The 25,275-nt window shown below is 36.0% G+C and carries 22 protein-coding genes, 1 pseudogene and 1 other annotated feature; of the genes and pseudogenes, 21 read left to right on the top strand and 2 right to left on the bottom strand.

All coding sequences use genetic code 11. The annotated features are described in order from the left end of the window. Positions 1-117: 117 nt before the first annotated feature. Both pgeF and J6L95_RS08775 read right to left on the bottom strand, forming a co-directional pair. Positions 118-876, bottom strand: a complete 759-nt coding sequence (pgeF, locus tag J6L95_RS08780) for a peptidoglycan editing factor PgeF (protein ID WP_287458855.1) — start codon at positions 874-876, stop codon at positions 118-120. Beyond that, the gene (locus J6L95_RS08775) at positions 876-2,522 is read right to left on the bottom strand and encodes an Rqc2 family fibronectin-binding protein (protein ID WP_287458854.1); all 1,647 of its coding nucleotides are present in this window, start codon (positions 2,520-2,522) and stop codon (positions 876-878) included. Before J6L95_RS08775 ends, pgeF begins: the two co-directional genes overlap by 1 nt. 95 nt (positions 2,523-2,617) lie before the next feature. Between J6L95_RS08775 and gmk the strand changes: the two genes are divergently transcribed. The 21 genes and pseudogenes from gmk (at position 2,618) to radC (ending at position 25,173) form a co-directional block, all read left to right on the top strand. Then, positions 2,618-3,187, top strand: coding sequence for a guanylate kinase (gene gmk / locus J6L95_RS08770; RefSeq protein WP_029070451.1), 570 nt, complete (start codon positions 2,618-2,620; stop codon positions 3,185-3,187). Positions 3,188-3,245: 58 nt separating this feature from the next. After that, positions 3,246-5,432, top strand: a complete 2,187-nt coding sequence (gene priA, locus J6L95_RS08765) for a replication restart helicase PriA (protein WP_287458853.1) — start codon at positions 3,246-3,248, stop codon at positions 5,430-5,432. Positions 5,433-5,434: 2 nt separating this feature from the next. Then, positions 5,435-6,676, top strand: coding sequence for a 16S rRNA (cytosine(967)-C(5))-methyltransferase RsmB (gene rsmB, locus J6L95_RS08760; RefSeq protein WP_287458852.1), 1,242 nt, complete (start codon positions 5,435-5,437; stop codon positions 6,674-6,676). A gap of 1 nt (position 6,677) precedes the next feature. Then, positions 6,678-7,704 (top strand): annotated as a pseudogene (gene rlmN, locus J6L95_RS08755) (dual-specificity RNA methyltransferase RlmN). Between the two features lies 1 nt (position 7,705). Then, a complete protein-coding gene (locus tag J6L95_RS08750) occupies positions 7,706-8,431 on the top strand; it encodes a Stp1/IreP family PP2C-type Ser/Thr phosphatase (RefSeq protein ID WP_287458851.1) in 726 nt (241 codons plus the stop codon). Between the two features lies 1 nt (position 8,432). Next, the gene (pknB, locus tag J6L95_RS08745; RefSeq protein ID WP_287458850.1) at positions 8,433-10,310 is read left to right on the top strand and encodes a Stk1 family PASTA domain-containing Ser/Thr kinase; all 1,878 of its coding nucleotides are present in this window, start codon (positions 8,433-8,435) and stop codon (positions 10,308-10,310) included. Between the two features lie 42 nt (positions 10,311-10,352). Further along, on the top strand, positions 10,353-11,219 hold the full coding sequence (rsgA, locus tag J6L95_RS08740; protein ID WP_287458849.1) for a ribosome small subunit-dependent GTPase A: 867 nt from the start codon (positions 10,353-10,355) through the stop codon (positions 11,217-11,219). Further along, a complete protein-coding gene (gene rpe / locus J6L95_RS08735) occupies positions 11,212-11,856 on the top strand; it encodes a ribulose-phosphate 3-epimerase (RefSeq protein ID WP_029070457.1) in 645 nt (214 codons plus the stop codon). Before rsgA ends, rpe begins: the two co-directional genes overlap by 8 nt. A 14-nt stretch (positions 11,857-11,870) precedes the next feature. Next, positions 11,871-12,440 (top strand): thiamine diphosphokinase, encoded by a 570-nt coding sequence (locus tag J6L95_RS08730; protein WP_287458848.1) that lies wholly within the window; start codon positions 11,871-11,873, stop codon positions 12,438-12,440. A 3-nt stretch (positions 12,441-12,443) separates the two neighbouring features. Then, positions 12,444-13,187, top strand: coding sequence for a tRNA threonylcarbamoyladenosine dehydratase (locus J6L95_RS08725; protein ID WP_287458847.1), 744 nt, complete (start codon positions 12,444-12,446; stop codon positions 13,185-13,187). Positions 13,188-13,358: 171 nt separating this feature from the next. Next, positions 13,359-14,477, top strand: a complete 1,119-nt coding sequence (locus J6L95_RS08720) for a 6-phosphofructokinase (protein WP_029070460.1) — start codon at positions 13,359-13,361, stop codon at positions 14,475-14,477. Positions 14,478-14,566: 89 nt separating this feature from the next. After that, positions 14,567-15,487, top strand: coding sequence for a hypothetical protein (locus J6L95_RS08715; protein ID WP_287458846.1), 921 nt, complete (start codon positions 14,567-14,569; stop codon positions 15,485-15,487). A 72-nt stretch (positions 15,488-15,559) separates the two neighbouring features. Beyond that, positions 15,560-16,843, top strand: coding sequence for a trigger factor (tig, locus tag J6L95_RS08710; RefSeq protein ID WP_287458845.1), 1,284 nt, complete (start codon positions 15,560-15,562; stop codon positions 16,841-16,843). A 76-nt stretch (positions 16,844-16,919) separates the two neighbouring features. Next, positions 16,920-19,235, top strand: coding sequence for an endopeptidase La (gene lon, locus J6L95_RS08705; RefSeq protein WP_035877649.1), 2,316 nt, complete (start codon positions 16,920-16,922; stop codon positions 19,233-19,235). 11 nt (positions 19,236-19,246) lie between these two features. Further along, positions 19,247-19,834, top strand: coding sequence for a ribosome biogenesis GTP-binding protein YihA/YsxC (yihA, locus tag J6L95_RS08700; protein WP_029070464.1), 588 nt, complete (start codon positions 19,247-19,249; stop codon positions 19,832-19,834). 61 nt (positions 19,835-19,895) lie between these two features. Then, positions 19,896-20,195: a PTS sugar transporter subunit IIB gene (locus tag J6L95_RS08695; protein WP_029070465.1), complete on the top strand. Its 300-nt coding sequence runs from the start codon at positions 19,896-19,898 to the stop codon at positions 20,193-20,195. Between the two features lie 35 nt (positions 20,196-20,230). Beyond that, positions 20,231-20,436 (top strand) — a binding site (T-box leader). 31 nt (positions 20,437-20,467) lie between these two features. Continuing rightward, the gene (locus J6L95_RS08690) at positions 20,468-21,124 is read left to right on the top strand and encodes a DMP19 family protein (protein WP_287458844.1); all 657 of its coding nucleotides are present in this window, start codon (positions 20,468-20,470) and stop codon (positions 21,122-21,124) included. Then, the gene (locus J6L95_RS08685) at positions 21,121-23,742 is read left to right on the top strand and encodes a valine--tRNA ligase (RefSeq protein ID WP_287458843.1); all 2,622 of its coding nucleotides are present in this window, start codon (positions 21,121-21,123) and stop codon (positions 23,740-23,742) included. Before J6L95_RS08690 ends, J6L95_RS08685 begins: the two co-directional genes overlap by 4 nt. 82 nt (positions 23,743-23,824) lie before the next feature. Next, a complete protein-coding gene (locus tag J6L95_RS08680; RefSeq protein ID WP_287458842.1) occupies positions 23,825-24,061 on the top strand; it encodes a hypothetical protein in 237 nt (78 codons plus the stop codon). A gap of 222 nt (positions 24,062-24,283) precedes the next feature. Next, positions 24,284-24,448: a hypothetical protein gene (locus tag J6L95_RS08675; RefSeq protein WP_164474014.1), complete on the top strand. Its 165-nt coding sequence runs from the start codon at positions 24,284-24,286 to the stop codon at positions 24,446-24,448. Continuing rightward, a complete protein-coding gene (radC, locus tag J6L95_RS08670) occupies positions 24,448-25,173 on the top strand; it encodes a RadC family protein (RefSeq protein WP_287458841.1) in 726 nt (241 codons plus the stop codon). Before J6L95_RS08675 ends, radC begins: the two co-directional genes overlap by 1 nt. The last annotated feature ends 102 nt before the right edge of the window (positions 25,174-25,275 follow it).

Below are 25,275 nucleotides of genomic sequence, written 5' to 3'. Positions count from 1 at the left end.
TCTTTACAAAAAGGACATGATGGAAAGGCTGAGAATCCATCATGCATGACTTGGTAATTTTAATGTAAAAAAGAGAGACGTAACGAAATGCTTAAATCATTTCGTTACAGCCTCTTTTTACTTCTTAAGTCTAATGATTGATATATTACGACAGGCTGTCTTTGTTTTTCGATAGCTGAAGAATAGATCTTCATGTTCAGTCGTACAGTATGGTGAAACTTCGATATGGTCTCTAGGTACACCAAGATTCAATAATTGCTGAAGGATGAGGGACTTGCTGTCAAGAAGATAGTGCTTATCATCAATCTTCTTGTAGAAAGAAGATGTATCAAAATCCATCTTCTTTACCTGATCAATAATATCATCCATCGCTTCAAAATTTCTCATCTCAAGAGAAGGACCAATATAAGCATAAAATCCTTCAGGATTGCAGTTTTCATTGGCAATAAGATAAGAGACAACCTTTGACACAATCTGTGTAACAGTACCTTTCCATCCGGAATGAATAGCTGCTACAAGATGCGATTCATGGTAAAGAAGCACCGGACAGCAATCTGCATGGAATGTATAAAGCAGAAGATCTGTATCTCTAGTATAAGTGGCATCAATTGGCTCGAAGGCATCATCAAGGGAGGTAATACCACGACCGCCATCTTTAAGACTGACTTTTAGAAAATTCGTAGTATGTCTTTGCATTGGTGCAACCATATGCTTTAAATCGGTGTGTAAAGCTTCTGCCAAACGTTTTCTATTGGCGATGATCTCTTCATCATTGTCATCATGAAACTGCATATCAAAGAGTTTTCCATCCTGATATCCAGCAACAGTATATCCTTCAAATAAATCATTGTTCATTGACCAAGGCAATAATTTCATTATCTTTCCTCAACTTTCTCTAATTCTTTAAGTACAGAAGAATCAGGATCAATATAGATAGTCTTATAATGTCCAAGCAAGACAAGACCAGGCTTATTGCCACCAGGTTTCTTTAAAGTCTTAACCTGTGTATAGTTAACCGGTACGCTTGAACTGTCTTTACCTTTTGAGTAGTAGGCAGCTACACCAGCTGCTAAACGAATAGTATATTCATCAAGATTATCACTATGTACAATGACATGAGAACCAGGCATATTTTTGACATGGAACCAGTAGTCCGTCTTCTTCGCTTTCTTGAATGTGACATAATCATTTTGAATATTGTTCTTGCCTACATAGAAAAGAACATCATCCTTTGTTTTAAGTGTCTGATAATGAGGATGCTTTTTCTTCTTTCTGATTGACTTAGACATCTTCTTTTTAAGATAGCCAAGATTTTCCAATTCCTCTTTCATTTCCATGGCATCATAATAATCCGCATTTTCAATAAGCGTCATCATACGATCGAAATAATTGATTTCTTCTTTAGTAAGGTCAATCTGTTCCTGCAATACTTTCAAGGAATTCTTAGCCTTCTGATATTTATTGTAGTATCTATTGGCATTGGTTTTACCGTCATAACGTTCATCTAGAGGAATCGTCATTTTTGTTCCATCATAGTAGTTATCTACAGTGACTTCCTTCATTCCTTTTTTAATAAGATGCAAGGAAGCATAAAGAAGATCACCTTTAATACGTAAGTCATCACTGTTCTGTGAATCAAAGAGTGTCATCTCAAGCTTCTTGAGCTTATTGACATTCTTTGTATATTCATTACGAATAAATCGTGATAAATCATTGGTCTGCTGCTTAATGCGGTCTTTCTGATCTCTTTTATCATAGAAGACATCCAATCCTTCAAATAGATCATAGACTTCATAGTCCTCACTTAAGTTAGTTAAAGGGAGAATATGATAGTAGTCTTTATTGTTATGATGCACAATATAAAGTTTATCGCTTTCTTTGATGTCATTCATGATTGTATCAAACATCATGCCAAGATGCATACGATGTTTAACTTCATTGGCAAGATCTTTTCCAAAGCCTGCATATGTCTTTACCAGCTGATCAGTTGGTGTATAGAAATCTACGAAAGGATTCTTCTTTTCAAGTAGAGGAGGGTATTCATAGATAATACCAGGCTGCAGGATACGTGAAGATTCACTTGGAGAGACACGTTTTAAACATTCAATGATCTTATTGTTTTCATACGTTAAAATGAAGTTGGAGTATTTCCCCATAATTTCAATATAAGCATAGTATGTCACTTCATCCTTGAAGTCATTGCGTCCTTTTAAAGTTAACTTTAAGATACGGTCTAGACCGACTTGTTCAATGTCTGCAATAAATGCACCATCCATATGTTTTCGCATTAACATTGTCAATGCATTAGGACTATCCGGAGTAGGATAGTTTAAGTCTGTAAGCTGTACTCTCGCGTACATTGGATGGATGGATACAAGCAGTTTTTGATTCTTGTTATGAGCTCTGACATTCATCAAAAGCTCGTTTTGAGATATAGTATATATTTTTGATATTCTTCCAGTTGCAATACGTTTATTTAAGGCTTTTACAACACGTGAAAGAACAATTCCATCAAAAGCCATTTTTAATCACCCAAAAAATAGTATAACATACTTGAAAATGTTTGACATCATCCCTTAGAAAATATAATATAGACCTAATTAAGAGGAGAGTTAACATGAAAAAAGGATTATTGATTATTCTTAGCGGTCCTAGCGGTGTTGGAAAAGGAACGGTAAGAGAAAAGCTGTTTGAAGATGCTACATTGAATCTTGCATATTCTATTTCCATGACAACACGTTCACCTAGACCAGGAGAAAAAAATGGAAGAGAATATTTCTTCGTTACAAAAGAAGAGTTTGAAAAGAAGATTGAAGAAGGTGGATTGCTTGAACATGCACAGTTCGTTGGCAATTATTATGGGACACCTAAAGCTTATGTCGATCAGCTATTAAGCGAAGGGAAAAATGTTCTTCTTGAAATTGAAGTACAGGGTGCACTTCAGGTTATGGATAAAGCTCCAGATGCATTAACCATTTTCCTTGTTCCTCCAACAATGGAAGAACTTGAAAAAAGAATTCGTGGAAGACGTACTGAAGAAGAGAATATTGTTCAGGAACGTTTAAATAAAGCAGCCAAGGAAATTGCTACTAAAGATAATTACAAACATGTAGTTGTCAATAATACTGTAGAACAGGCAGCTAGCGAAATTGCTGAAATCATTAAAGAAAACATTGCGCAGCACTAAGTGCTGCTTTTTGTTTGAAATCCATATGTGATATGATAATAACAATGGAGGTGGTAGCATGTATATTGCACATGTGTTAGTAGAGCATTCTTCACATGCTCTTGATCGTAGTTTTACTTACTTATCAAAAAAACCAGTTAAAGCAGGTGTACGTGTGTCCATCTTCTTTAATCATCAACGTATTGTGGGATACATTTTAAATGTTGAATATACATCAAAGACAAAAGAAGAGCTAGAAATCGAATATGGCTTTAGACTTGCTTATATTAATGAACTAATAGATGAAGAACCTATCTTAAATGAAGAATTATTAAGTCTTGCCAAGAGTCTTTCAAAAGCAACACTCTCACCATTGATATCCTGTCTTCAGGTCATGCTGCCAGGAAATCTGAAACCAAAAAGCGTGAAGCGGGTTGCTATTAAGACATTGAAAGCAATTCGTGTCATCAGTGATGAAAAGGCGAAGACGAGTAAACAGAATGAGTGTTTAGAGATGTTAAAATCAAAAGATTTCTTTCTTCATGATGTCCCTTATTCTCGTGCATTGATTTCTAAACTTGAAGAACAGGGACTCATAGAAATCTATGATCAGGAAATATTAAGAACACCAGAAGTTGAAAATGCGGATTCTTCTGAAGTCTTATTGACTGATTCACAAAAGAAAGTGGTAGAAGGCATACTTGCTACAAAAGAAGAAAGCATTTCTCTTATTCATGGGGTAACAGGATCAGGGAAGACAGAAGTCTATATTGATCTGACGAGACATATTCTTGAACAGGGAAAAAATGTCATTATGCTTGTTCCTGAAATATCCCTGACACCGATGATGGTCAAGATATTCAAATCACGCTTTGGCAATCAGGTTGCTATTCTTCACTCCCGTCTGTCAGCAGGAGAGAAATATGATGAATATCGACGAATCACAAGAAAAGAAGTACGCATTGTGGTGGGAGCTCGTTCTGCAATCTTTGCGCCATTGGAAGATATTGGTCTTATCATAATGGATGAAGAACATGATTCAAGCTATAAGCAGGAAAATACGCCACGTTATGCAACCCTTCAGGTGGCTAAGATGCGTGCAAGAACTCATAAATGCCGTATTGTATTAGGAAGTGCAACGCCGCTAGTAGAAAGCTATGCAAGAGCGAAAGCAGGATTCTATCATCTCTTTGAACTTCCTGAACGTATCAATAAGAAGCCTCTTCCTCATGTGGATATTGTCAATATGGAAGAGGAGACAAAAGCGGGCAACTATGGCTATATGTCACAAATGATGAAGTCAAGACTTCAGGAAACAATTGATAGAGGTGAACAGGCGATACTTTTATTAAATAAAAGAGGGTATGCTTCATTTATAAAATGTACGGATTGCCAGGAAGTTGTGAAATGTCCTCACTGTGATGTTACCTTGACTTATCATAAAAATGAAGATCGATTAAAATGTCATTACTGTGATTTTAGTATGAGTGTACCAAGAGAATGTCCTTCCTGTCATTCTACGCATTTAAAAAAGATTGGATATGGGACACAGCGTATTGAAGAGTATATTCAATCACATATTGTTAATGCTAAAGTGATGCGCTTTGATTATGATACAACGAGAAACAAGAACAGTCACACTAAGCTTTTAAAAGCGTTTCGCAATAAAGAAGCAAATATTCTTGTCGGAACACAGATGATTGCCAAAGGACTGGATTTTGAGAATGTTACATTTGTCGGTGTGCTTTCTGCTGATCTGACTTTGACATTGCCTGATTATCGCGCGAGTGAACGTACGTTCCAGTTGCTTACTCAGGTCGCAGGCAGAAGTGGGCGTGGAGAGAAGAGCGGCAGTGTTGTCATTCAGACATATAACCCTGATCATTATGCTATCGCATTAGCAGCTAAGCATGATTATGCACACTTCTATGAGAAGGAGATGGCCTATCGTAAATTGGCCAATTATCCTCCATATTGCCATCTTCTCGCAATTGTTGTACAATCCAGAAGTGATGCTGTTGTAAAACGTGCAGCTACGGAAATAAAGTATCATTTAGTGAAATCATTGAATGACGCGCAAATCATTGGTCCTAGTGAAGCTGGTATCTTTAAGATGAAAGATACTTATCGTGAACGTATTCTTGTAAAGTATAAAGATGCAAAACCGGTCTATAGGATCTTAGAATCACTCAATGACTTCTATAATAAAAAACAAAATGGAAAGGTAAGTATGGTATGTGATTTTCATCCATACACTTTGATTTAATAATGGAAAGAGAATTAGCTTTAATGATTCTGTCTGATTATGAACGTAATCAGACATTCTTGAATATTGCATTAAATCATGCATTTCAAGTACAAAAGAAAGATTTTTCAAAAGAGCTTGTTACAGCGCTTGTCTATGGTACCATTCAGCATCGATTGATGCTTGAATATCAATTAGAACCTAGTGTCAAAGGTAAACGTATTAAGCTATTTGAACGCATGGTTCTATTGATGAGCATGTATGAGCATCTTTATATGAATATGCCAGATTATGCTATTGTGAATGAGGCTGTTAGAATTGTTAAGAAGAAAAGAGGCAGACAGGCTGCATCTTTTGTTAATGCGATATTAAGAAACAGTTTTGAACATAAGAGAAGTCTTGATGATCTTAAGAAAGAAGAAAGACTCAGCATTGAGACAAGTCATCCTTTATGGATGGTAAAGATGTTTATTAAGCAGTATGGCTTTGAAACATGTGAGAAGATCTTACATGCCAACAATGAAGTGCCTTTAAAATCCGCAAGAGTCAACACGTTAAAGATATCAAGAGAGGCTCTTCTAGAAAAAGATCATCACTTTATCGCTTCTTCACACAGCGAAGATTGTGTCTTCTATCAGGGTGGGACAATTGCAGAAAGCGAAGCATTCAAAAATGGGTGGGTTACCATCCAGGATGAATCTTCACAGCTTGTTGGTCGTTTCTTATCACCAGATAAAGGAAGTCGAGTATTGGATATGTGCTGTGCACCGGGATCTAAGACTACACATCTAAGTGCGATTATGGATAATACGGGATCTATTGATGCTTATGATCTTTATGCGCATAAGATTCATCTGGTAGAAGATAATGCGAAAAGACTTGGGGTAACTAATCTTACTACACATGTAGGAGATTCTACCGATATCCATTGTTTTGAAGGAGAGTATGACTATATTTTATTAGATGGACCTTGTTCAGGGCTTGGTGTACTTGCAAGAAAACCGGAAATTCGTTATCATGATTCTAATGCAATGGATGAAATAATACTTTTACAGAAGAAATTATTGGAAAATGCTTATACATTGTGTAAAAATAAGGGTATCATTGTTTATAGTACATGCACTCTTAATAAGAAAGAAAATGAAAAACAGGTAGAAGCTTTTATTAAGGCTCATCCTGATATGCATATTTTAGAAGAAAGAACAGTATTGCCATATGAATTACATAGTGATGGTTTTTATATGTGCAGATTAAGAAAGGATTAATATGAATTCGATTTATGGTTTAACGCCTGAGCAGATGACTGATGCTTTTTTAAGTATTGGTGAAAAGAAATTTAGAGCTCAGCAGGTTTTTGAATGGATCTATAGAAAAGATGTCTATGATTTTTCTAAAATGACAAATCTTTCTAAAGACCTTCAAGCTAAACTTAGTGATAATTATTCTACTGATCTATTAGAGATTGTAGAAAAGCAGGTTTCTCGTGATGGAACGACTAAATATCTTCTTCAGTTAGAAGATGGTGGTTATATTGAAACTGTACTGATGATTCATCCTTATGGTAAGTCATTGTGTGTAACCTCTCAGCTAGGCTGCAATATGGGATGTAAATTCTGTGCTTCTGGTTTATTGAAGAAACAAAGAAATTTAACTGCTGCAGAAATTTCAGCAAGTCTTAACTGTTCAACAAGATCAAAAAGAACGCGTAACTCATGTGGTGATTATGGGAACAGGGGAACCTTTTGATAATTATGATCATGTCATGAATTTCATTTATATAATTAATGCAGCTAAAGGTCTTGCTATTGGTGCGCGTCATATCACATTATCGACATGTGGACTTGTACCAAAGATCTACGATTTTGCAAATGAAGGCATTCAGGTCAATCTTGCGATTTCTCTTCATGCATCAAATGATGAAATCAGAAATGAATTGATGCCTATCAATAAGACATATCCTATGGATGTGTTAAGAACAGCAATCAAGGATTATATTGAAAAGACAAACAGACGAGTTACTCTTGAATATATTTTATTAAAAGATGTCAATGATGATGTAACAAATGCTCGTCAGCTTGCGCATTATTTAAGAGGATTAAATGTGTATGTGAATTTGATTCCTTATAATGCAGTCAATGAACATGGCTTTAAGAAATCTCCAGCTTCAAGAATTGAAGCGTTCAAAGATGAATTGATCCGCTTAAGAATCAATTGTACTTTAAGAAAAGAACATGGTGGAGATATTGATGGAGCTTGCGGACAGTTAAGAGCGAAGAAGGAAAGGAGACTTTAAAATGATCATATCTGCGTTAAGTGATATCGGCAATTTCAGAGATATTAATCAGGATTGCATTAATTATAAGATCATCAATGAACATGAAGCTTATGCGGTTTTATGTGATGGAATGGGTGGTCATAATGCAGGTGAAGTTGCTGCTAAGTTAACGTGTGATTATATGATGGATCATTTTGAAGATCATGAACCTTTTACTTGTCAGGAAGATATCAGACATTGGTTTTATCGCCTGATCAAGAATGCCAATCGTCTTGTTAATGAAAAAGGGGCAGACAACAGTGCTTATCGTGATATGGGCACTACAGTCATATTGGCGTATATTGTTGATGAATGCATTTATATCTCTCATGTTGGAGATAGTCGTGCCTACATCGTTACATCTGAGAGCTTAGAACAGATAACGACGGATGATACATTGGTCAATGCTTTATTGGAAAAGGGGTATATCAATAAAGAACAAGCCAAGAATCATCCACAGCGAAACATTCTTGTACAGGCTGTTGGGGTAACAGACTTACTGAATGTATCATTTGCAGCTGTTCATGCAGATACCATTCTGCTTTGTTCAGATGGATTATATAATTCATTAAGTGATAATCAAATTGTGGAAATTTTAAAATTAGATTTGACTATTCAACAAAAAAATGAGAAATTGATGGAAACAGCCAAACAGTTTGGTGGTTTGGACAACATCAGCATTATTCTTATAGAAAGGGGCGCATAGTATGAGTGAAGTGAATCGATTACTGGCAGACCGTTACTTGTTAGGGGAATTAATTGGACAAGGCGGAATGGCGGATGTTTATCTTGCTGAAGATAAAGTTCTTCGTAGAACTGTTGCTGTAAAAATACTAAGATCATCATTGACGGGTGATCCAATCTACATCAAAAGATTTCATCGTGAAGCAAGCGCTGCTGCCGCAATCAATCATAAAAATATTGTCGCTATCTATGATGTTGGAGATGAAGATGATCTCTATTACATCGTCATGGAATATGTCAAAGGACAAACACTTAAAGAATTAATTAATATCAGGGGTGCGCTTCATTATATTGAAGCAATTGATATTATGAAACAGGTTGTCAGTGCGACAGCGACTGCCCATGAAATGGGCATCGTACATCGCGATCTGAAGCCACAAAATATATTAGTCACTGATTCTGGAATTGTAAAAATCGCCGATTTCGGAATCGCTTCGATTCAGTCGCTGTCTCAAGTGACACAGACGGATACAATCATGGGATCGTTGCATTACCTTGCTCCTGAAATCGCAAGAGGAGAAAAGGCAACGCCACAGTCGGATATTTATGCATTGGGTATTGTTTTCTATGAACTGTTAAGAGGTGAGGTGCCATTTAACGGGGAATCGCCTGTCAATATTGCCTTGAAGCATATGCGTGACAGCATTCCTTCAGTAAGAGCATTTAATCCTTCAATTCCTCAGTCTGTTGAGAATATTATTATCAAGGCAACAGCTAAGAATGTAGAGAATCGTTATGCTTCAGCACTGGATATGTTGGATGATATTGCGACTTGTCTCGTAAGAACAGAAGAAGAGAAGCTGACATTTGATGTACCGGTAGAAGAGCCAACAATCGTTGCACAGGATACTGAGTTTTTTACGAAAACAAAAAATGAAGGTATTGTGGAAAATGAAGTACCAGAACCAACCACGACAACAACGCGTGTTTCTCGCAGCAAGACTGCTGAACCTAAAAAGAAGAAATCTAAGGCGAAGCTTATTGTAGTGCTTCTTGCCTTGGTATTGCTTGGTTTTGGAATCGGTTATTTCTATTACTTGGATGCCAATAAGACATATAAGATGCCCGATTTAGTAGGACTTTCTAAATCAGATGCAAAAAAGAAGCTTGAGAAGAATGGCTTTAAGGGTGCTATCACTTATGAAAGTGAATTGAGTGATAAGTATGATAAGAACTATGTGATCAGTACGAATCCTAAAGCTGGAAAGAATATGGAAAAAGATACAGCGATTGTTATTACTGTATCTAAGGGCAAATATGATATTATGTCTGACTATACGAATTATACGTATGAAGCGGCCAAGAAGGAATTGGAAGATTTAGGCTACACGGTAACGAAATATGAGAAGTCTGATGATAATGTTGAAGAAGGACGTGTCATTGGTCAATCGATTGCACCTGGTGAAAAACGTGATCCTAATGAAACAAATAAGACTATTACACTTACTGTTTCTAAGGGTGTTACAATCATGGTTCCTTATCTTTATGGTGATACTATTAAATCTGCTACCAAGACATTGGAAAGTGCTGGATTTAAGGTTAAGACGAAAGTCTTAAGTTTGCCATCTGATGCCAATGAACGTGCTAAGATCACTAAGGATAAGATCAATATTGTTATTAGACAGTCGCTTGCACCTTATTCAACTGTCAATAAGCGTGGTACGACAATTACGCTTTATTACTATGATAAAGTGCCTGAAGTAGAGACTGACAATACACAGGTTACTCCAAATCAGGATAATAACACTGATAACAATAGCAATAACAATAACAATACTAACAATAATAATTCCAATAACAATAATTCAAATAATCAGAACAATACGACAAATAATACATAAAGCCTCGCTCATTAGAGTTGAGGCTCTTTATAAAGGAGATATATGCTTAAAGGAAGAATCATCAAAGCACTTGCTGGCTTCTATTATGTGGAAGCAGATGGGCAGGTTTACACTTGCAAGGCAAGAGGGAAATTTAGAAAAACAAAACAGACACCTTTGGTAGGTGATATTTGTACAATTGATATACAGGATAATGGAGAAGGCTATATTTTATCTTTAGAAAAAAGAAAGAATGAATTAAGAAGACCACCAATCTGTAATGTTGATCAGGCTCTTCTTGTCTTTTCAATCACGCATCCTGATTTTGACAATCTGCTTCTAGATCGCTTTTTAGCAATGGTTGAAAATGAAAATATTGAACCAATTATCATTGTGACAAAGATTGATCTAGATGATACTCTCATTGAGAAAATCAAGAGTGATTACCATGCTTATCATACAATTTTTGTAAGTTCTAAAGAGAATATCGGAATTGACGAAGTAAAAGAGGTGCTCAAAGGAAAAACAAGCGTAGTTACAGGACAAAGTGGTGTCGGGAAATCCAGTCTGCTTAATGCTTTGGATATTCATTTGAACATTGATACCAATGAAATCTCTAAGGCACTTGGTCGTGGGAAGCATACGACAAGACATACGGAACTTATTCGCATGCATGGCGGCTATGTAGCTGATACGCCTGGTTTTTCATCTTTGACATTGGAAATGGATCCTATTGATCTTTCTGTAAGCTACCATGATTTTAGAGAATATGCTACAATGTGTAAGTTCCGTGGCTGCCTTCATGATAGTGAGCCTCATTGTGGTGTTAAACAGGCGGTAGAAGAAGGCAAGATTACGAAAGAACGTTATGAACATTATCTGACTTTCTTAAAAGAAGTCAAAGAGAGAGAGGCAAAGAAGTATGACTAAAGTCGCACCATCTGTCTTATCGGCGGATTTTTCAAAATTAAAAGAAGAAATTGATACATTAGAAGGAGCTAAATGGCTTCATTATGATGTAATGGATGGACATTTTGTTCCTAATATTTCATTTGGATATAGCATCTTAGCTAATGTAAGAAAAGCAACTGACTTATTTTTAGATGTTCATTTAATGATCACTGATCCTATGTTTTATGTAGATGAATTCATCAAGGCTGGAGCAGATATGATCACTTTCCATATTGAAGCAATGGAATCAAGAGAAAAGACAATGGAACTTATCAATCATATTCATGCATCAAATGTACAGGTTGGTATTTCTATTAAACCAGGTACACATGTAGACGCTATTCTTCCCTATTTAAATGATGTAGACATGATTCTTGTCATGAGTGTTGAACCGGGATTTGGCGGTCAGTCATTCAATGATATTGCTGTTGAAAAGATTAAGACATTAAATAGTCTAAAAGAAAAATATGGCTTTATTATTGAAGTTGATGGCGGCATCAATGAACAGACAGGAAAGCTATGCGTAGAAGCTGGCTGTGATGTTCTTGTTGCAGGAAGCTATGTATTTAAGGCAGCATCACGTCGTGATGCTATCGCATCATTATTATGCGAATAGGAATCTATGCGGGCATGGATGTAGGGGATGTATTGGACCGCACAATCCCTTACATTGGTGCTGATGCAGGTGTTTCTCATTTATTGAAGTATAAGCTTCATCCCACTTTGGCTATTGGGGATTTTGATTCGCTTTGTGATCTAGAGATTTTAGATGATCTGAAGATTAAGAAGTATCCTTCAAGAAAAGATCAGACAGATACACAGCTGGCTTTAGAATATGCCATTAAGAAGGGCTATGATGAAATTGATATTTACGGTGTAACTGGAGGAAGAATTGATCATTTCTTCTCCATCATGTGTCTTCTTGAGCAATATAAAGATCTTGATATAAGGGTTATTGATGCGACTAATATTATTTCAATATTAAAGCCAGGACATCATGAATTGATGGTTCACTCTAAGTATTTTTCATTGTTTGCACTTGATGAATGCAAAGTGAGTCTGTCTCATTGTGAGTATCCATTATCTTCTTATCAGTTAAGAAGAGATGATCCTTTATGTGTATCTAATGAAAGTGATGAGAAGGTACATATCGACAATGATGCCTATCTTTATTTTATTCAATCAGAAAGAAGAAATTAGTATATGAAAGAACAATTCTCTAGAACAGCTATTCTTTTAGGAGAAGACGCTGTTGATTCATTGATGAACAAGAAAGTCTGTCTATTTGGATTAGGCGGTGTAGGCGGATTTGTGGCTGAAGCCTTGGCAAGAGCTGGCGTTGGACACTTTGTCCTTGTGGATAATGATACTGTCTCTAAGACGAATATCAATCGTCAGATTATTGCAACCTTGGATACAATAGGAATGAACAAGGTTGATTTAGTTGCAAAGCGTATTCTTTCTATCAATGAAGATGCGATCATTGAGAAGAAACAGATGTTTTATCTTCCTGAAGTGAAAGATGAATTTGATTTTTCTTCATATGATTATGTTATTGATGCTATTGATACAATCAAGGCGAAGATTGATATCATTGAAGAATGTACAAAGACAAAGACGAAAATCATCAGCTGTATGGGTGTTGGCAATAAGCTTGATCCATCAAAGCTTCAAATTACTGATATTTATAAGACATCCGTTGATCCTCTTGCAAGAGTTATGAGAACGGAACTGAAGAAAAGACGCATTAAAAAATGCAAGGTGCTCTTTTCTACTGAATATCCTCTTAAGCCAAAAGAAAGTGCTGGTGTAAATAGGGAAATGGCAGAAATGAAGGCCAGTGGTGCCTCTAGACGTGCTCTTCCTGGCAGTGTTTCTTTTGTGCCTTCGGTAGCTGGATTAATGATTGGTGGTTATGTTATTAGAGATCTTACAGGGCTTCTGTAAGATCTTTATTTCTGATTTTAATAATTCCTCTACTGATGATAGGAAAAGCGCTTTCTTTTTTTATGATATGAATTTAAAGTAAGCGCTTGTATTTTTTATAGTTAGTTGATAGAATAAAAAAAGTGGAGTACATTTACACACAATTTTAGCTATTATTTTAGGGGGTTCATTATGGAACAGAATATTAAAAAAATTGCTTTATTATCTGGCGGAGGAGATTGTCCAGGCTTAAATGCTGTAATTCGAACAATTACTAAGACAGCAATTGAAAAATACGGCTGGGAAGTCATTGGTTATGTCTATGGCTATCGTGGTCTTTATAATAATAATTATGTAGATTTGACTGTAGAAAAAGTAGAAAATATCTATAAAGAAGGTGGAACTATTCTTTATAGTTCTAACAAGGATAACTTATTTGATTATCTTGTAGATGACGGCAAAGGGGGCAAAGTGAAAAAAGATGTCTCTGATGTTGGTGTAGAAAACTTAAAGAAAGCTGGGGTTGATGTTCTTGTTGTATTAGGAGGAGATGGTACATTGACAAGTGCGAGAGATTTTTCTCGTAAGGGTGTTAATGTTATCGGTGTGCCTAAAACAATGGATAATGACTTAGCTTCAACTGACGTGACTTATGGCTTTATGAGTGCCATGAGTGTTGGTACTGAGTTTATTGATCGTTTACAGACAACTGCGAAATCTCATCATCGTGTTATCTTATGTGAATTGATGGGTAGAGATGCTGGATGGATTACTTTATATGCAGGTCTTGCAGGTAATGCTGGAATCTGTCTGATTCCAGAAATTCCATTCAAGGTTGAAAATATTGTTAAGGCTGTAAAGCGTCGTGATGAACAGGGTCTTCCTTATACTGTCATTGCGGTAGCTGAAGGTGCAAAATATGCAGATGGTACTAAGGTCATCGGTAAGATTGTAGAGGATTCACCTGATCCAGTTCGTTTAGGTGGTATTGCTAAGCAGCTTGAAAATGATTTAGAAAAAATGATTCCAAATCATGAAGTGCGTTCTGTTAATCCTGGTCATATTATTCGTGGTGGAGACATTTCAGCGTATGATCGTATTTTATCAGTACGTTATGGTGTAGCAGCTTGTGAACTTATCAATGAAGGTCATTTTGGCAATGTTGTTACAATCAATGGTGATAAAATGGGTTATACATCATTAGAAGAAGTAATTGGTGCAGCGAAAATCGGCCAGCAAAAACATGTAGATCCTAATGGTGAACTTGTTAAGGCGGCTAAGGCTATTGGAATTTCATTTGGTGATGAATAATGACAAACCCCATAAATAAATGGGGTTTGTTTTCGTTTTATTTGCGTATATAATAGAACTTTGATAAGATATACGACAAAGGAGTACATATGATAGAAGAATTAATCAATGAAGGCCAATATAGTGCCGCTTTAAGAGAACTGAATGATCTCAGTGATGAGAAGACAAGACTTTTAAGATTGGTTTGCCTTAATGCCTTAGGTGAATATCAGCAGGCTAAGACTGAAGGTATGCTCGCAAAAGCAAAGGCAGGGGATACATACTATGATGTCGTTGCTCAGTATGTCATGACATTGAAGGAAACTGGTGATTTTGAAGAAGCTATCAATATTTTAGTTGAAGAGCTTTCGATGCCATATATTCCTTATGAGTATGAAAGTACATTCAATGCTGCATATGATGAAATCCTTCTTGCTAAGCAGGAAGTTAACTATGATCTAGAAAGCAAGAGTCAGATTTTCTCTACTGAGGAAATTGAATTGATCCTGCAAAGGGATGATGTCAATGAAGACTTGCTGTATATGGCATTGGATCAGATGCAGCAGTTAAATATCAGAATGCTTATTCCAGGTATTCGCAATTATCTGCGTGATCCAAACAAGCCACCATTTGCTAAGACGCTAATGATGGAATTGATGATTGAACAGCAGATCGATGAAGAATTTGAAGTTGCTAAAAACAATACTTACTATGATTTTAATCCAAGTTATATGCCACTTGTCTTGGCACAGACTGCTTATATGGGTATTGGCAAGAAGCTTCAGAGTGCATTGGAAGATGAAAATCCAACTTTGCTTAATCAGTGTGTAGATTATCTTGAATTTTATCTATATCACATTTACCCAAAAGAAATCTATGAAGAAGACTTCAGTGTAATTGCCGCAGCCGTACATTACTATGTTGCAACATTACAAAATATTGAGGTAGATAAAGACGATATTGAAATTGATTATTATGTAGATTTCAAGGATGTAGAAAGACAAATATTAGCACTCAGAGAAATAGAGTGATAAATTGTTGCAAATGGATACACATTCATGTATAATACTAGCGGAATATAAAAAGGAGATAAGTAAACAAATATGGAAACAGTTGTAAATAAGTTAGAAAAAAGCATGGTAGAAGTAAAAGCTACATTCTCAAAAGAAGAATGGAAAGCTGCTCAGGATCGTGCGTTAAATAAAGTAGCTGCGAATGCTAACCTTGATGGTTTTAGAAAAGGTAAAGCTCCTAAGGGACTTATCAAAGCTAAAGTTGGAACTAAAGCTTTATTAGCTGAAGCAGTAGATGAAATTTTATCTACAAGCTATGCTAAAATCTTTGTTGAAAATAATATCACACCAGTAGCTCAGCCAGAAGCAAACGTGGAAGTTATGACTGAAGATGAATTAAAGATCACTTTCACAGCTCCAGTAGCTCCTGAAGTTGAATTAAAACAGTACAAAGGTTTAGAAGCTAAGAAGAAAGCTGTAAGAGTTACTTCTAAAGAAGTAGATGAAAGATTAGCATCATACCAGAACGAATTCGCTGAATTAGAATTAAAAGAAGACGGTGAAGTAGAAGATGGTGATACAGCTAATATCGATTTCGAAGGTTTCAAAGATGGTGTTGCTTTCGAAGGTGGAAAAGGTGAAAACTATCCATTAGAAATTGGTTCAGGTTCATTCATTCCTGGTTTTGAAGAACAGTTAATCGGTATGAAAGTTGGGGAAGAAAAAGAAATCAATGTTAAATTCCCAGAAGAATATCAGGCTCCTGAATTAGCTGGTGCTGATGCAACTTTCAAAGTTAAAGTTCATGAAATCAAGACTAAGATCTTACCTGCATTAGATGATGAATTAGCTAAAGATGTTAACATCGAAGGTGTTGAAACTTTAGATCAGTTAAAAGATCATATCAAAGAAGATATCAGAGCTCAGAAGAAAGCTGACGCTGAAAGAAAATTCGACGAAGATGTATTTGAAGCAGTCGTTGAAGCTAACCCAGTTGAAGTACCTCAGGCTATGGTAGATACTGAAGTACAGGCTATGGTTTCAGAAATGACTGAAAACCTTTCTAGACAGGGATTAAACATGGATCTTTACACTCAGTTAACAGGTCAGTCTTTAGATGATATGAAAGCTCAGATGGCTGATCAGGCTGAAAAACGTGTTAAGTTCCAGTTAATCATTGATGCAGTTGTTAAAGCTGAAAACATCGAAGTAACTGATGAAGAATTAGATGAACAGTATAAAGAAATCGCTGCTTACTACAGCAGAGATGTTGAAGAAATCAAGAAGATCTTCGCTGGTCAGGAATATAGAGTAAAAGCTGATGTTGCTAACAAGAAGGCTGTTGACTTTATCAAAGAAAATGTTTCTAAATAATAAATAATTACAAATAAGAGAGAATAAGGCGCTTACGTCAAGCGTCTTATTTTCACTAATTAAAGGAGGTAATAACATGGATACAAATATCATAGAGCTTCCTGTGATCTGTACAAGAGGTATGCTTGTATTCCCAGGTCATGATACGGCCATCGATGTAGGACGTAGTTTTAGTCTTAAAGCTATCGATGATGCTGTCGATATGTATGATTCTCATATTCTGTTTGTTTCACAGATTCATCCCTTAGAAGAAGAAATTTCTATTGATACAATCTATAAGGTGGGGACAGCTTGTAGCGTTGTTAGAAAAGTCAAGAAGGATAATCATGGAACAATCAAATTGACAGTAGCCGGAGAAAAACGTGCTAAGATTCATTCTTTCTATGAAAAAGATGGATGCTATTATGCTAAGGTAGAATACCTTGAAGATGTATTTGGTGATGAAAATGAAGAAACCGCATTAGTTCGTAAGATTACTGAACAGATGCAGTTTATCAACCGTACTGCTGGATTATTCCCAAGAGAATTATTTGCGAATATTTCACAGGGATTATCCGCATCTGAATTGGCTGATGCAATTGGCCATTATATGAATATTGATCTTAATGAAAGACAGAAGATTCTAGATGAAGCTGATGTCAATAAACGTCTTCTTCTTGTTCTTGCATGCATGCAAAAAGAAAAGACAATCAATGAGATTGAATCTACTATCAATGATAAGGTCAAGAAGAGCATTGATGAAAATCAAAAGGAATTCTATCTAAGAGAACGTTTAAGAGCAATCAAGGAAGAATTAGGGGATACTCCTAACGGAGAAGATGAAGTTGATCAGATTCGTAAGAAGATCAAGGAAAATCCTTATCCTCAGAATATTAAAGATAAACTAACTGAAGAATTGCAGCGTTATGAAATGATGCCAGCATCTTCACCTGAAGCTAATGTAGTAAGAAACTACATTGATTGGGTCTTAAAACTCCCTTGGTGGGAACAGACTGATGACAATGAAGATATCGTAGATGTAGAAAAGATTCTTGATGATGATCATTTTGGATTAGAAAAACCAAAAGAAAGAATTGTAGAACATCTTGCGGTTAAACAGATGACACAGTCATTAAATGCTCCAATTATCTGTCTTGTTGGGCCACCTGGTACAGGTAAGACTTCTTTAGCTAAGTCTATTGCTCATGCATTAGGTAGAAAATTCATCAAGGCTTCACTTGGTGGTGTGACTGATGAATCAGAAATCAGAGGTCATCGTAGAACTTATCTTGGATCTATGCCTGGTCGTATTATTCAGGGCATGAAGAAGGCAGGGGTAGTTAACCCAGTATTCCTTCTTGATGAAATTGATAAGATGTCATCTGATTATAAAGGTGATCCTACTAGTGCAATGCTTGAAGTATTAGATCCAGAACAGAATAGTATGTTCTCTGATAACTTCATTGAAGAACCATATGATTTATCTAAGGTTCTCTTTATTGCGACTGCTAATGATCTTGGCAGCATTCCAGGTCCACTTAGAGATCGTCTTGAAGTTATTGAATTATCTTCATACACTGAACAGGAAAAAGTACAGATTGCTCGCAATCACTTGATCAAAAAACAGCTTAAGAACCACGGTTTGACTGCAGAACAGTTTACTATTTCTGATGAAACAGTTCTTTATGTCATTCAGCACTATACAAGAGAAGCTGGTGTACGTCAGCTTGAACGTCTTATTGCTTCATTATGTCGTAAGGCTGTTCTTAAGATCTTAAAGGATAAAGCAGCAAATGTTGATGTGAAGATTGAAGATTTACAGGAATATTTAGGAAAAGCACCATTTGATCATACTAAAAAACTTAAAGATAATCAGATCGGTGTTGTTACTGGTTTAGCATGGACACAGTTTGGTGGAGATATTCTTCCAATTGAAGTAAACCATTTCCCAGGTTCAGGTAAATTTAATGTAACTGGACAGCTTGGTGATGTCATGAAAGAATCTGCTTCAATTGCATTGGATTACATGAAAGCCAATGCTGCTAAATATGGTCTTTCTAAAGAAGATTTCGAAAATCAGGATATTCATATTCATGTACCAGAAGGTGCTGTCAAGAAAGATGGACCAAGTGCTGGTGTCACTTTAACAACTGCACTTTATAGCTCATTTACTAAGAAAGCTGTTAAAAATGATGTAGCAATGACTGGTGAAATCACTTTAACTGGTGAAGTTCTTCCAATCGGTGGATTAAAAGAAAAATCTATTTCTGCTCATCGTTCTGGTATTTCTACTATCATTATTCCTAAGGATAATGAAAAGGATATCGATGATATTCCTGAATCAGTGAAGAAAGAACTTACTATCATTGTAGCTGATCACATTGATACAGTACTTAAACATGCGATTGTATAGGAGATAAGCCTATGTATACAATTAAGAAAGCAGAATTTATGCTTTGTGCTGCCTGGTCATCTCAGTGGCCAGATGAATCATTGCCAGAGTTTTTATTGGCTGGTCGTTCCAATGTAGGAAAGTCAAGCTTTATTAATACAATTACTGATGTTAACGGTCTTGCCAAGGTGTCTGCGACACCTGGTAAGACACGTACTTTAAATTTCTTTAATGTCAATGATGAATTACGTCTTGTCGATGTACCTGGATATGGTTATGCGAAAGTGCCTGATCGTATTCAGCAGCAGTTTGGTGAGATGTTTGAAACATATTGTACTGAAAGAAAGAATTTTAAGGCTATGTGTCTTCTTGTTGATTATCGTCATCCACCTAAAGATGATGATATTACAATGTACGAATATGCGAAATATTATCATATTCCTGTCATTGTTGTTGCAACAAAAGAAGATAAGCTAAAGCGCAATGATCTTGTTAAAAACGAAAAGCGTATCAAGGAAGATCTAGGCTTTGATGAAAATGATTATTTCATTAGATTCTCTAGCTTAAAGAAGAAAGGTGTCGACGAAGTTTGGAATACAATTCTTAAACTTTGTGACTAAGTCACCTTTCTTTTTCTTATATATTCCTTTATAATAAAGGTATCAAAAGAGGAGAGAGCATATGGTTAACGTTTTACTTTGCTGTGCATCGGGAATGTCTACTAGCCTTCTTGTCGAGAAGATGCAAAGAGCGGCAAATGAAAAAGGCATTGACGTGCACATCTGGGCTGTTAATGCTAATGAAATTTCAGAACAGGTTAAGAAGGCTGATGTCGTCCTTCTTGGTCCTCAGGCGCGTTACGCTAGGGATCAGATTATGAAGTTTGTTGGGGATACGCCTTGTGAACTGATCAGTATGAGGGATTATGGCATGATGGATGGAGAAAGTGTGCTTGAGCATGCACTATCTCTTATTCAATAATGCGTTTGACATTTACGTGCCACTTTGATAAAATTGAATTCGCAATGAAGAGGAGGAGTACACTTATTTTCTTTTCAAGAGAGTTCCTGGCTGGTGTAAAGGAATAAAGAGGAAAGTGGAAGGTAGCCTTGGAGCCAATTCTATGAATGAAGTAGTAGAGTTCGTATGACTGCGTTAAAGTCTTGAGGCATAATTCACATTATGTAAAAAAAGGTGGTACCACGAGCAAATCGTCCTTTACGATTGCTCGTTTTTTTTTGTAAGGAGGACATATGGTTATCTTAACAGGAGTACAAAGAAATGAGCAGGCTATCACAATTATCTGGATTTTCTTCTTTGCCATAATGGCATTTATTGCAGTGTTTCTTATTACACGTATTTCTGATATCAGAAAGAAAAGACGCATTGCGAATGAAAAAGCTGAGCAGGAATATCAGACACTGAAAGAATGCTATTCGCATTTGACACCTGAAAAAATTGATGATTGTGCTGATGATCAGCTTCCAAGTGCTGTCATTCTTGAATGTCAACGTAAAGAGGAAGAAGATGAAGATCATTATTATGAATCATTAAATGAGGTAGAAAAAACAGTCTATGGCATTTATCAGCTTAACCAGACTATCGGAGGAAACTCTGGAATTCGTTCTTTTTTTATGTCACCGGCATTATCTGATTATGTAGATGATATTGAAAACTGTTTTGAACGAGTAGGCGCTCATGACATTGCTTCATTATTGAAAGGGGCTAAGCATCTTTATGATGTTTTAGAAAATGACGCAGAAGATAATGAAGAAGGAGATTATGCAACTTATAATTTCTCAGATTTTACCCATGAATATAAGACATTGATTGCAGGTACTAATTTTAATAAGAAAGTCATTTCTTATATTCGTTTAAACAAAGCATTATTTAAAGGAGACGAACGATGAAAGAATTAGCAAGTTCATATGATCATAAAAAAGTAGAAGAAGGCAAGTATAAGACTTGGGTAGAAAAAGGATATTTTGAAGCAGGAGATACTTCAAAGAAACCTTATTCTATTGTTATTCCACCACCAAATGTTACTGGTAAATTACATTTAGGTCATGCATGGGATACAACTTTACAGGATATGATCATCCGCTATAAGAAAATGCAGGGCTATGATGCTCTATGGCTACCAGGTATGGATCATGCTGGTATTGCTACACAGGCTAAAGTAGAAGCCAGAATGAGAGAAGAGGGTCTTTCTCGTTATGATTTAGGTAGAGAAAAGTTCTTAGAAAAAGCTTGGTCTTGGAAAGAAGAATATGCTTCTATTATTCGCTCACAGTGGGCTAAACTAGGACTGGCATTGGATTATTCTAAAGAACGTTTTACATTAGACGAAGGTTTATCTGATGCAGTTAAGGAAGTCTTTGTTTCTTTATACAATAAAGGACTAATCTATCAGGGAGAACGTATCATCAACTGGGATCCAGTACAGCGTACAGCTCTTTCTAATATTGAAGTTTACCATGAAGACACTAAGGGTGCGATGTACTACTTCAAATATCAGATTGAAGGTTCTGATGAACAGGTTGTAGTAGCTACTACTAGACCTGAAACAATGTTTGGGGATACTGCTATCTTTGTTCATCCTGATGATGAAAGATATACTCATTTAGTAGGAAAGAAAGCAATCAACCCAGCTAATGGTGAGGCATTACCAATCATGGCTGATGACTATATTGAACTTGGCAAAGGGACTTCAGTTATGAAATGTACACCAGCTCATGACCCTAATGACTTTGCTTTAGGTAAGAAATATGGTTTGGCTATGCCAATCTGTATGAATGATGATGGTACAATGAATGAACTTTGTGGTAAATATGAAGGCATGGATCGTTTCGAATGTCGTGAAGCATTACTTAAAGACTTCGAAGCTGCAGGTGTTGTTGATCATATTGAAGAAATCGTTCACCCAGTTGCACATTCAGAAAGATCACATGCAATTGTTGAACCTTATTTATCTAAACAGTGGTTCGTAAAAATGAAACCATTAGCACAGCAGGCATTAGCTAATCAGAAAACAGATGACAAGGTTACATTCGTACCTGATCGTTTTGAAAAGACATATAGCCAGTGGATGGAAAACATTGAAGACTGGTGTATTTCACGTCAGTTATGGTGGGGTCATCAGATTCCAGCATGGTATAACAATGAAACTGGTGAAGTTTATGTAGGTAAAGATGCTCCTGAAGATATTGAAAACTGGACACAGGATTCAGATGTATTGGATACATGGTTCTCTTCTGCTTTATGGCCTTTCTCTACAATGGGATGGCCTAATGAAGATGCTGAACTCTTCAAGAGATATTTCCCAACTGATACATTAGTTACAGGTTATGATATTATCTTCTTCTGGGTATCAAGAATGATCTTCCAGTCATTAGAATTTACTAAGAAGAGACCATTCAAACATGTTCTAATTCATGGTCTTATCCGTGATGAACAGGGTAGAAAGATGTCTAAATCACTTGGTAACGGTGTAGATCCAATGGACGTTATCGATGAATATGGTGCAGATACATTAAGATTCTTCTTAACTAACAACACTGCTCCTGGACAGGATATGAGATATGTTCCTGCTAAGCTTGAAGCTATTTCTCATTTCATCAATAAGATCTGGAACAGTGCAAGATTCGTATTAATGAATATTGATGAAAGCATGACTTGGGATGATGTTAAGCTTGAAAACTTAAATCTTCCTGATCAGTGGATCTTAAATAGATTAAATGAAGTCATTGAAGATACAAATGCTAACATGGACAAATTTGAATTTGGTAATGTAGGAAGTGAACTTTATGACTTCATCTGGAATGAATTCTGTAGCTGGTATATTGAATTAGCAAAAGAAACATTAAATGGTGATGATGAAAAAGCTAAAGCAGCAACTCAGTCTACTCTTGTTTATGTTCTTAATAGCATTGTAAGACTTCTTCATCCATTTATGCCATTTGTAACTGAAGAAATCTACCAGTCAATTCCACATGCTAAAGAATCAATCGTATTAGCTTCATGGCCAGAAGTGAATCCAGCATTCTCTAATAAGACTATCGATAGCCAGTTCACTTACTTGATTGATATTGTTAAAGGCATTCGTGAAATCAGACACCAGTATGTGATCAAGAACAGTGTAGAAGTTGATTATACAATCACTACTAACACTGATGGACTTGAAGAACTATTAAATGATATGGCACCATTCATCAAGAAATTATGTAATGCGATCTGTGCAGGATATAATGTGGATGTTGCTAAAAACAGTGCTAACTCAGTGATCAAGGGTGGTAATACTCTTCATATTGACTTAGGTCAGTATATCGATATGGAAGCTGAAAAAGAAAAAGCAAAAAAAGAAATTGCAGCTCTTGAAAAGGAACTTGAAAGATCTAAGAAGATGCTTTCAAATCCAAACTTTATCAACAAGGCTCCAGCAGCTAAGGTTGAACAAGAAAAAGCAAAACAGGCTGATTACTTAGCTAAGTATGAAGCTGCAAAAGAAAAGCTTGCAAACTTCGACTAAGGAATGTTCATTTGAACATTCCTTTTTATATACATTTCAATCTTAAAAAAACAATGCAATTGAAGCAGTATTCCAATTAAATATGGACAAAAGAAGTGTCTACATTATTCTTTCAGAAGGTGTAATTTATGATGAAAATAAAGAATCAAGAGATTCTATGGCTAATTACTATTCATTAACAAAAGAAGAATTTCAAATCACAAAGAATGATATTGTCTTAGAAGATTGGAAAACAATTGAATGGAATACTATTGAAAATGTAGATATGCAAAATGATGAATTTATATCATCTAAGATGTTCGCTACACAATCGTGTTAGTTTTTTGAAATCTTCTCAACGGATAAGACTCTTTTAACGAATGGGGAAGTCATCTATTTATATGTCAATTGGAACTTTGTTACTGGGTTAAGTGGGAATAAGAAGATCTATGAAAGATATAAGATTCTAGAAGAAGAACATGCATTATGTTCTTTTTTTAGTAATTATTATTTATTTGATGAATAAATAAATAGGGGCAAAACTTCAGAAAGGAGAGAAAGCATGTATGAATTATCTGAACAGGAAATGATGCAGGTCAATGGAGGAGGAACACTTAAGTACATTATTTATGCGATCTTTGGGGCAGCTTTCTATAAGCTATGGCGTTCTAAGCGTGGACGTGTGTCTATTCCAAAATTCATTCAGTTAGAATGGGGGAGCGACTAGTGGGCAAACGCCCACTCGCTTTATCTATGATTAAAACGTTATCTATTGAAGAGCATCCTAGAGAAAAGGCACTTTCTGTAGGAATTGATCAATTAAGTGATGAAGAGTTATTGGCTATTGTCTTAAGAACAGGCAATAAGAGTGAGAATGTTATTGAATTATCTAAAAGACTTTTAGGAGAAATAGGAGGAATCGTGCATTTAAAAGATGCCTCTTATGGTAAACTGATTTCCATGAAGGGCATCAAGAAAGCCAAAGGCGTAGAATTGATGGCTATATTAGAAATTGGTAAACGTATTTATGAGGCAACTGATATACCGGTGATCTTTGATTCTCCGCATGCGGTATTTAATTTGATGAAAAGTGAAATGATGCATCTTAAGCAAGAGCATTTTGTGATACTTATTTTAGATCAGAAGCATCGCTTGATTTTGAAGAAGACGCTCTTTATTGGCAGTATCAATGCGTCACTTATTTCTATGAGAGAAATATTTTTAGAGACACTTTCTTTTAACGGCGTTGCACTGATTGCGATTCACAATCATCCTAGTGGGGATGCAAGACCAAGCATTGAGGATGAGGAAGTGACGAAACGACTGATGGAATCAGGGAAAATGATGAATGTGAAGGTTCTTGATCATATCATTATAGGATGGAATGAGTTCTATAGTTTTGTAGGAAAGCGTCTTTATAAAGTTCCCGACAGAAAACCCACGTGCCTTTAGGCCGTGGGATAAATGGCGGTTAAAATATATGGTATAATATACATACAGGAAATCCTATTTCCGAGTCTTTAGAAAGGAGAAAGCTGTATGCATCTTACCGTA

The sequence above is a fragment of the Kandleria sp. genome (assembly GCF_017934775.1).
GTDB lineage: Bacteria > Bacillota_I > Bacilli_A > Erysipelotrichales > Coprobacillaceae > Kandleria > Kandleria vitulina.
Note: the sequence above shows the minus strand (reverse complement) of the source record. Positions and strands in the feature narration are given on the sequence as shown.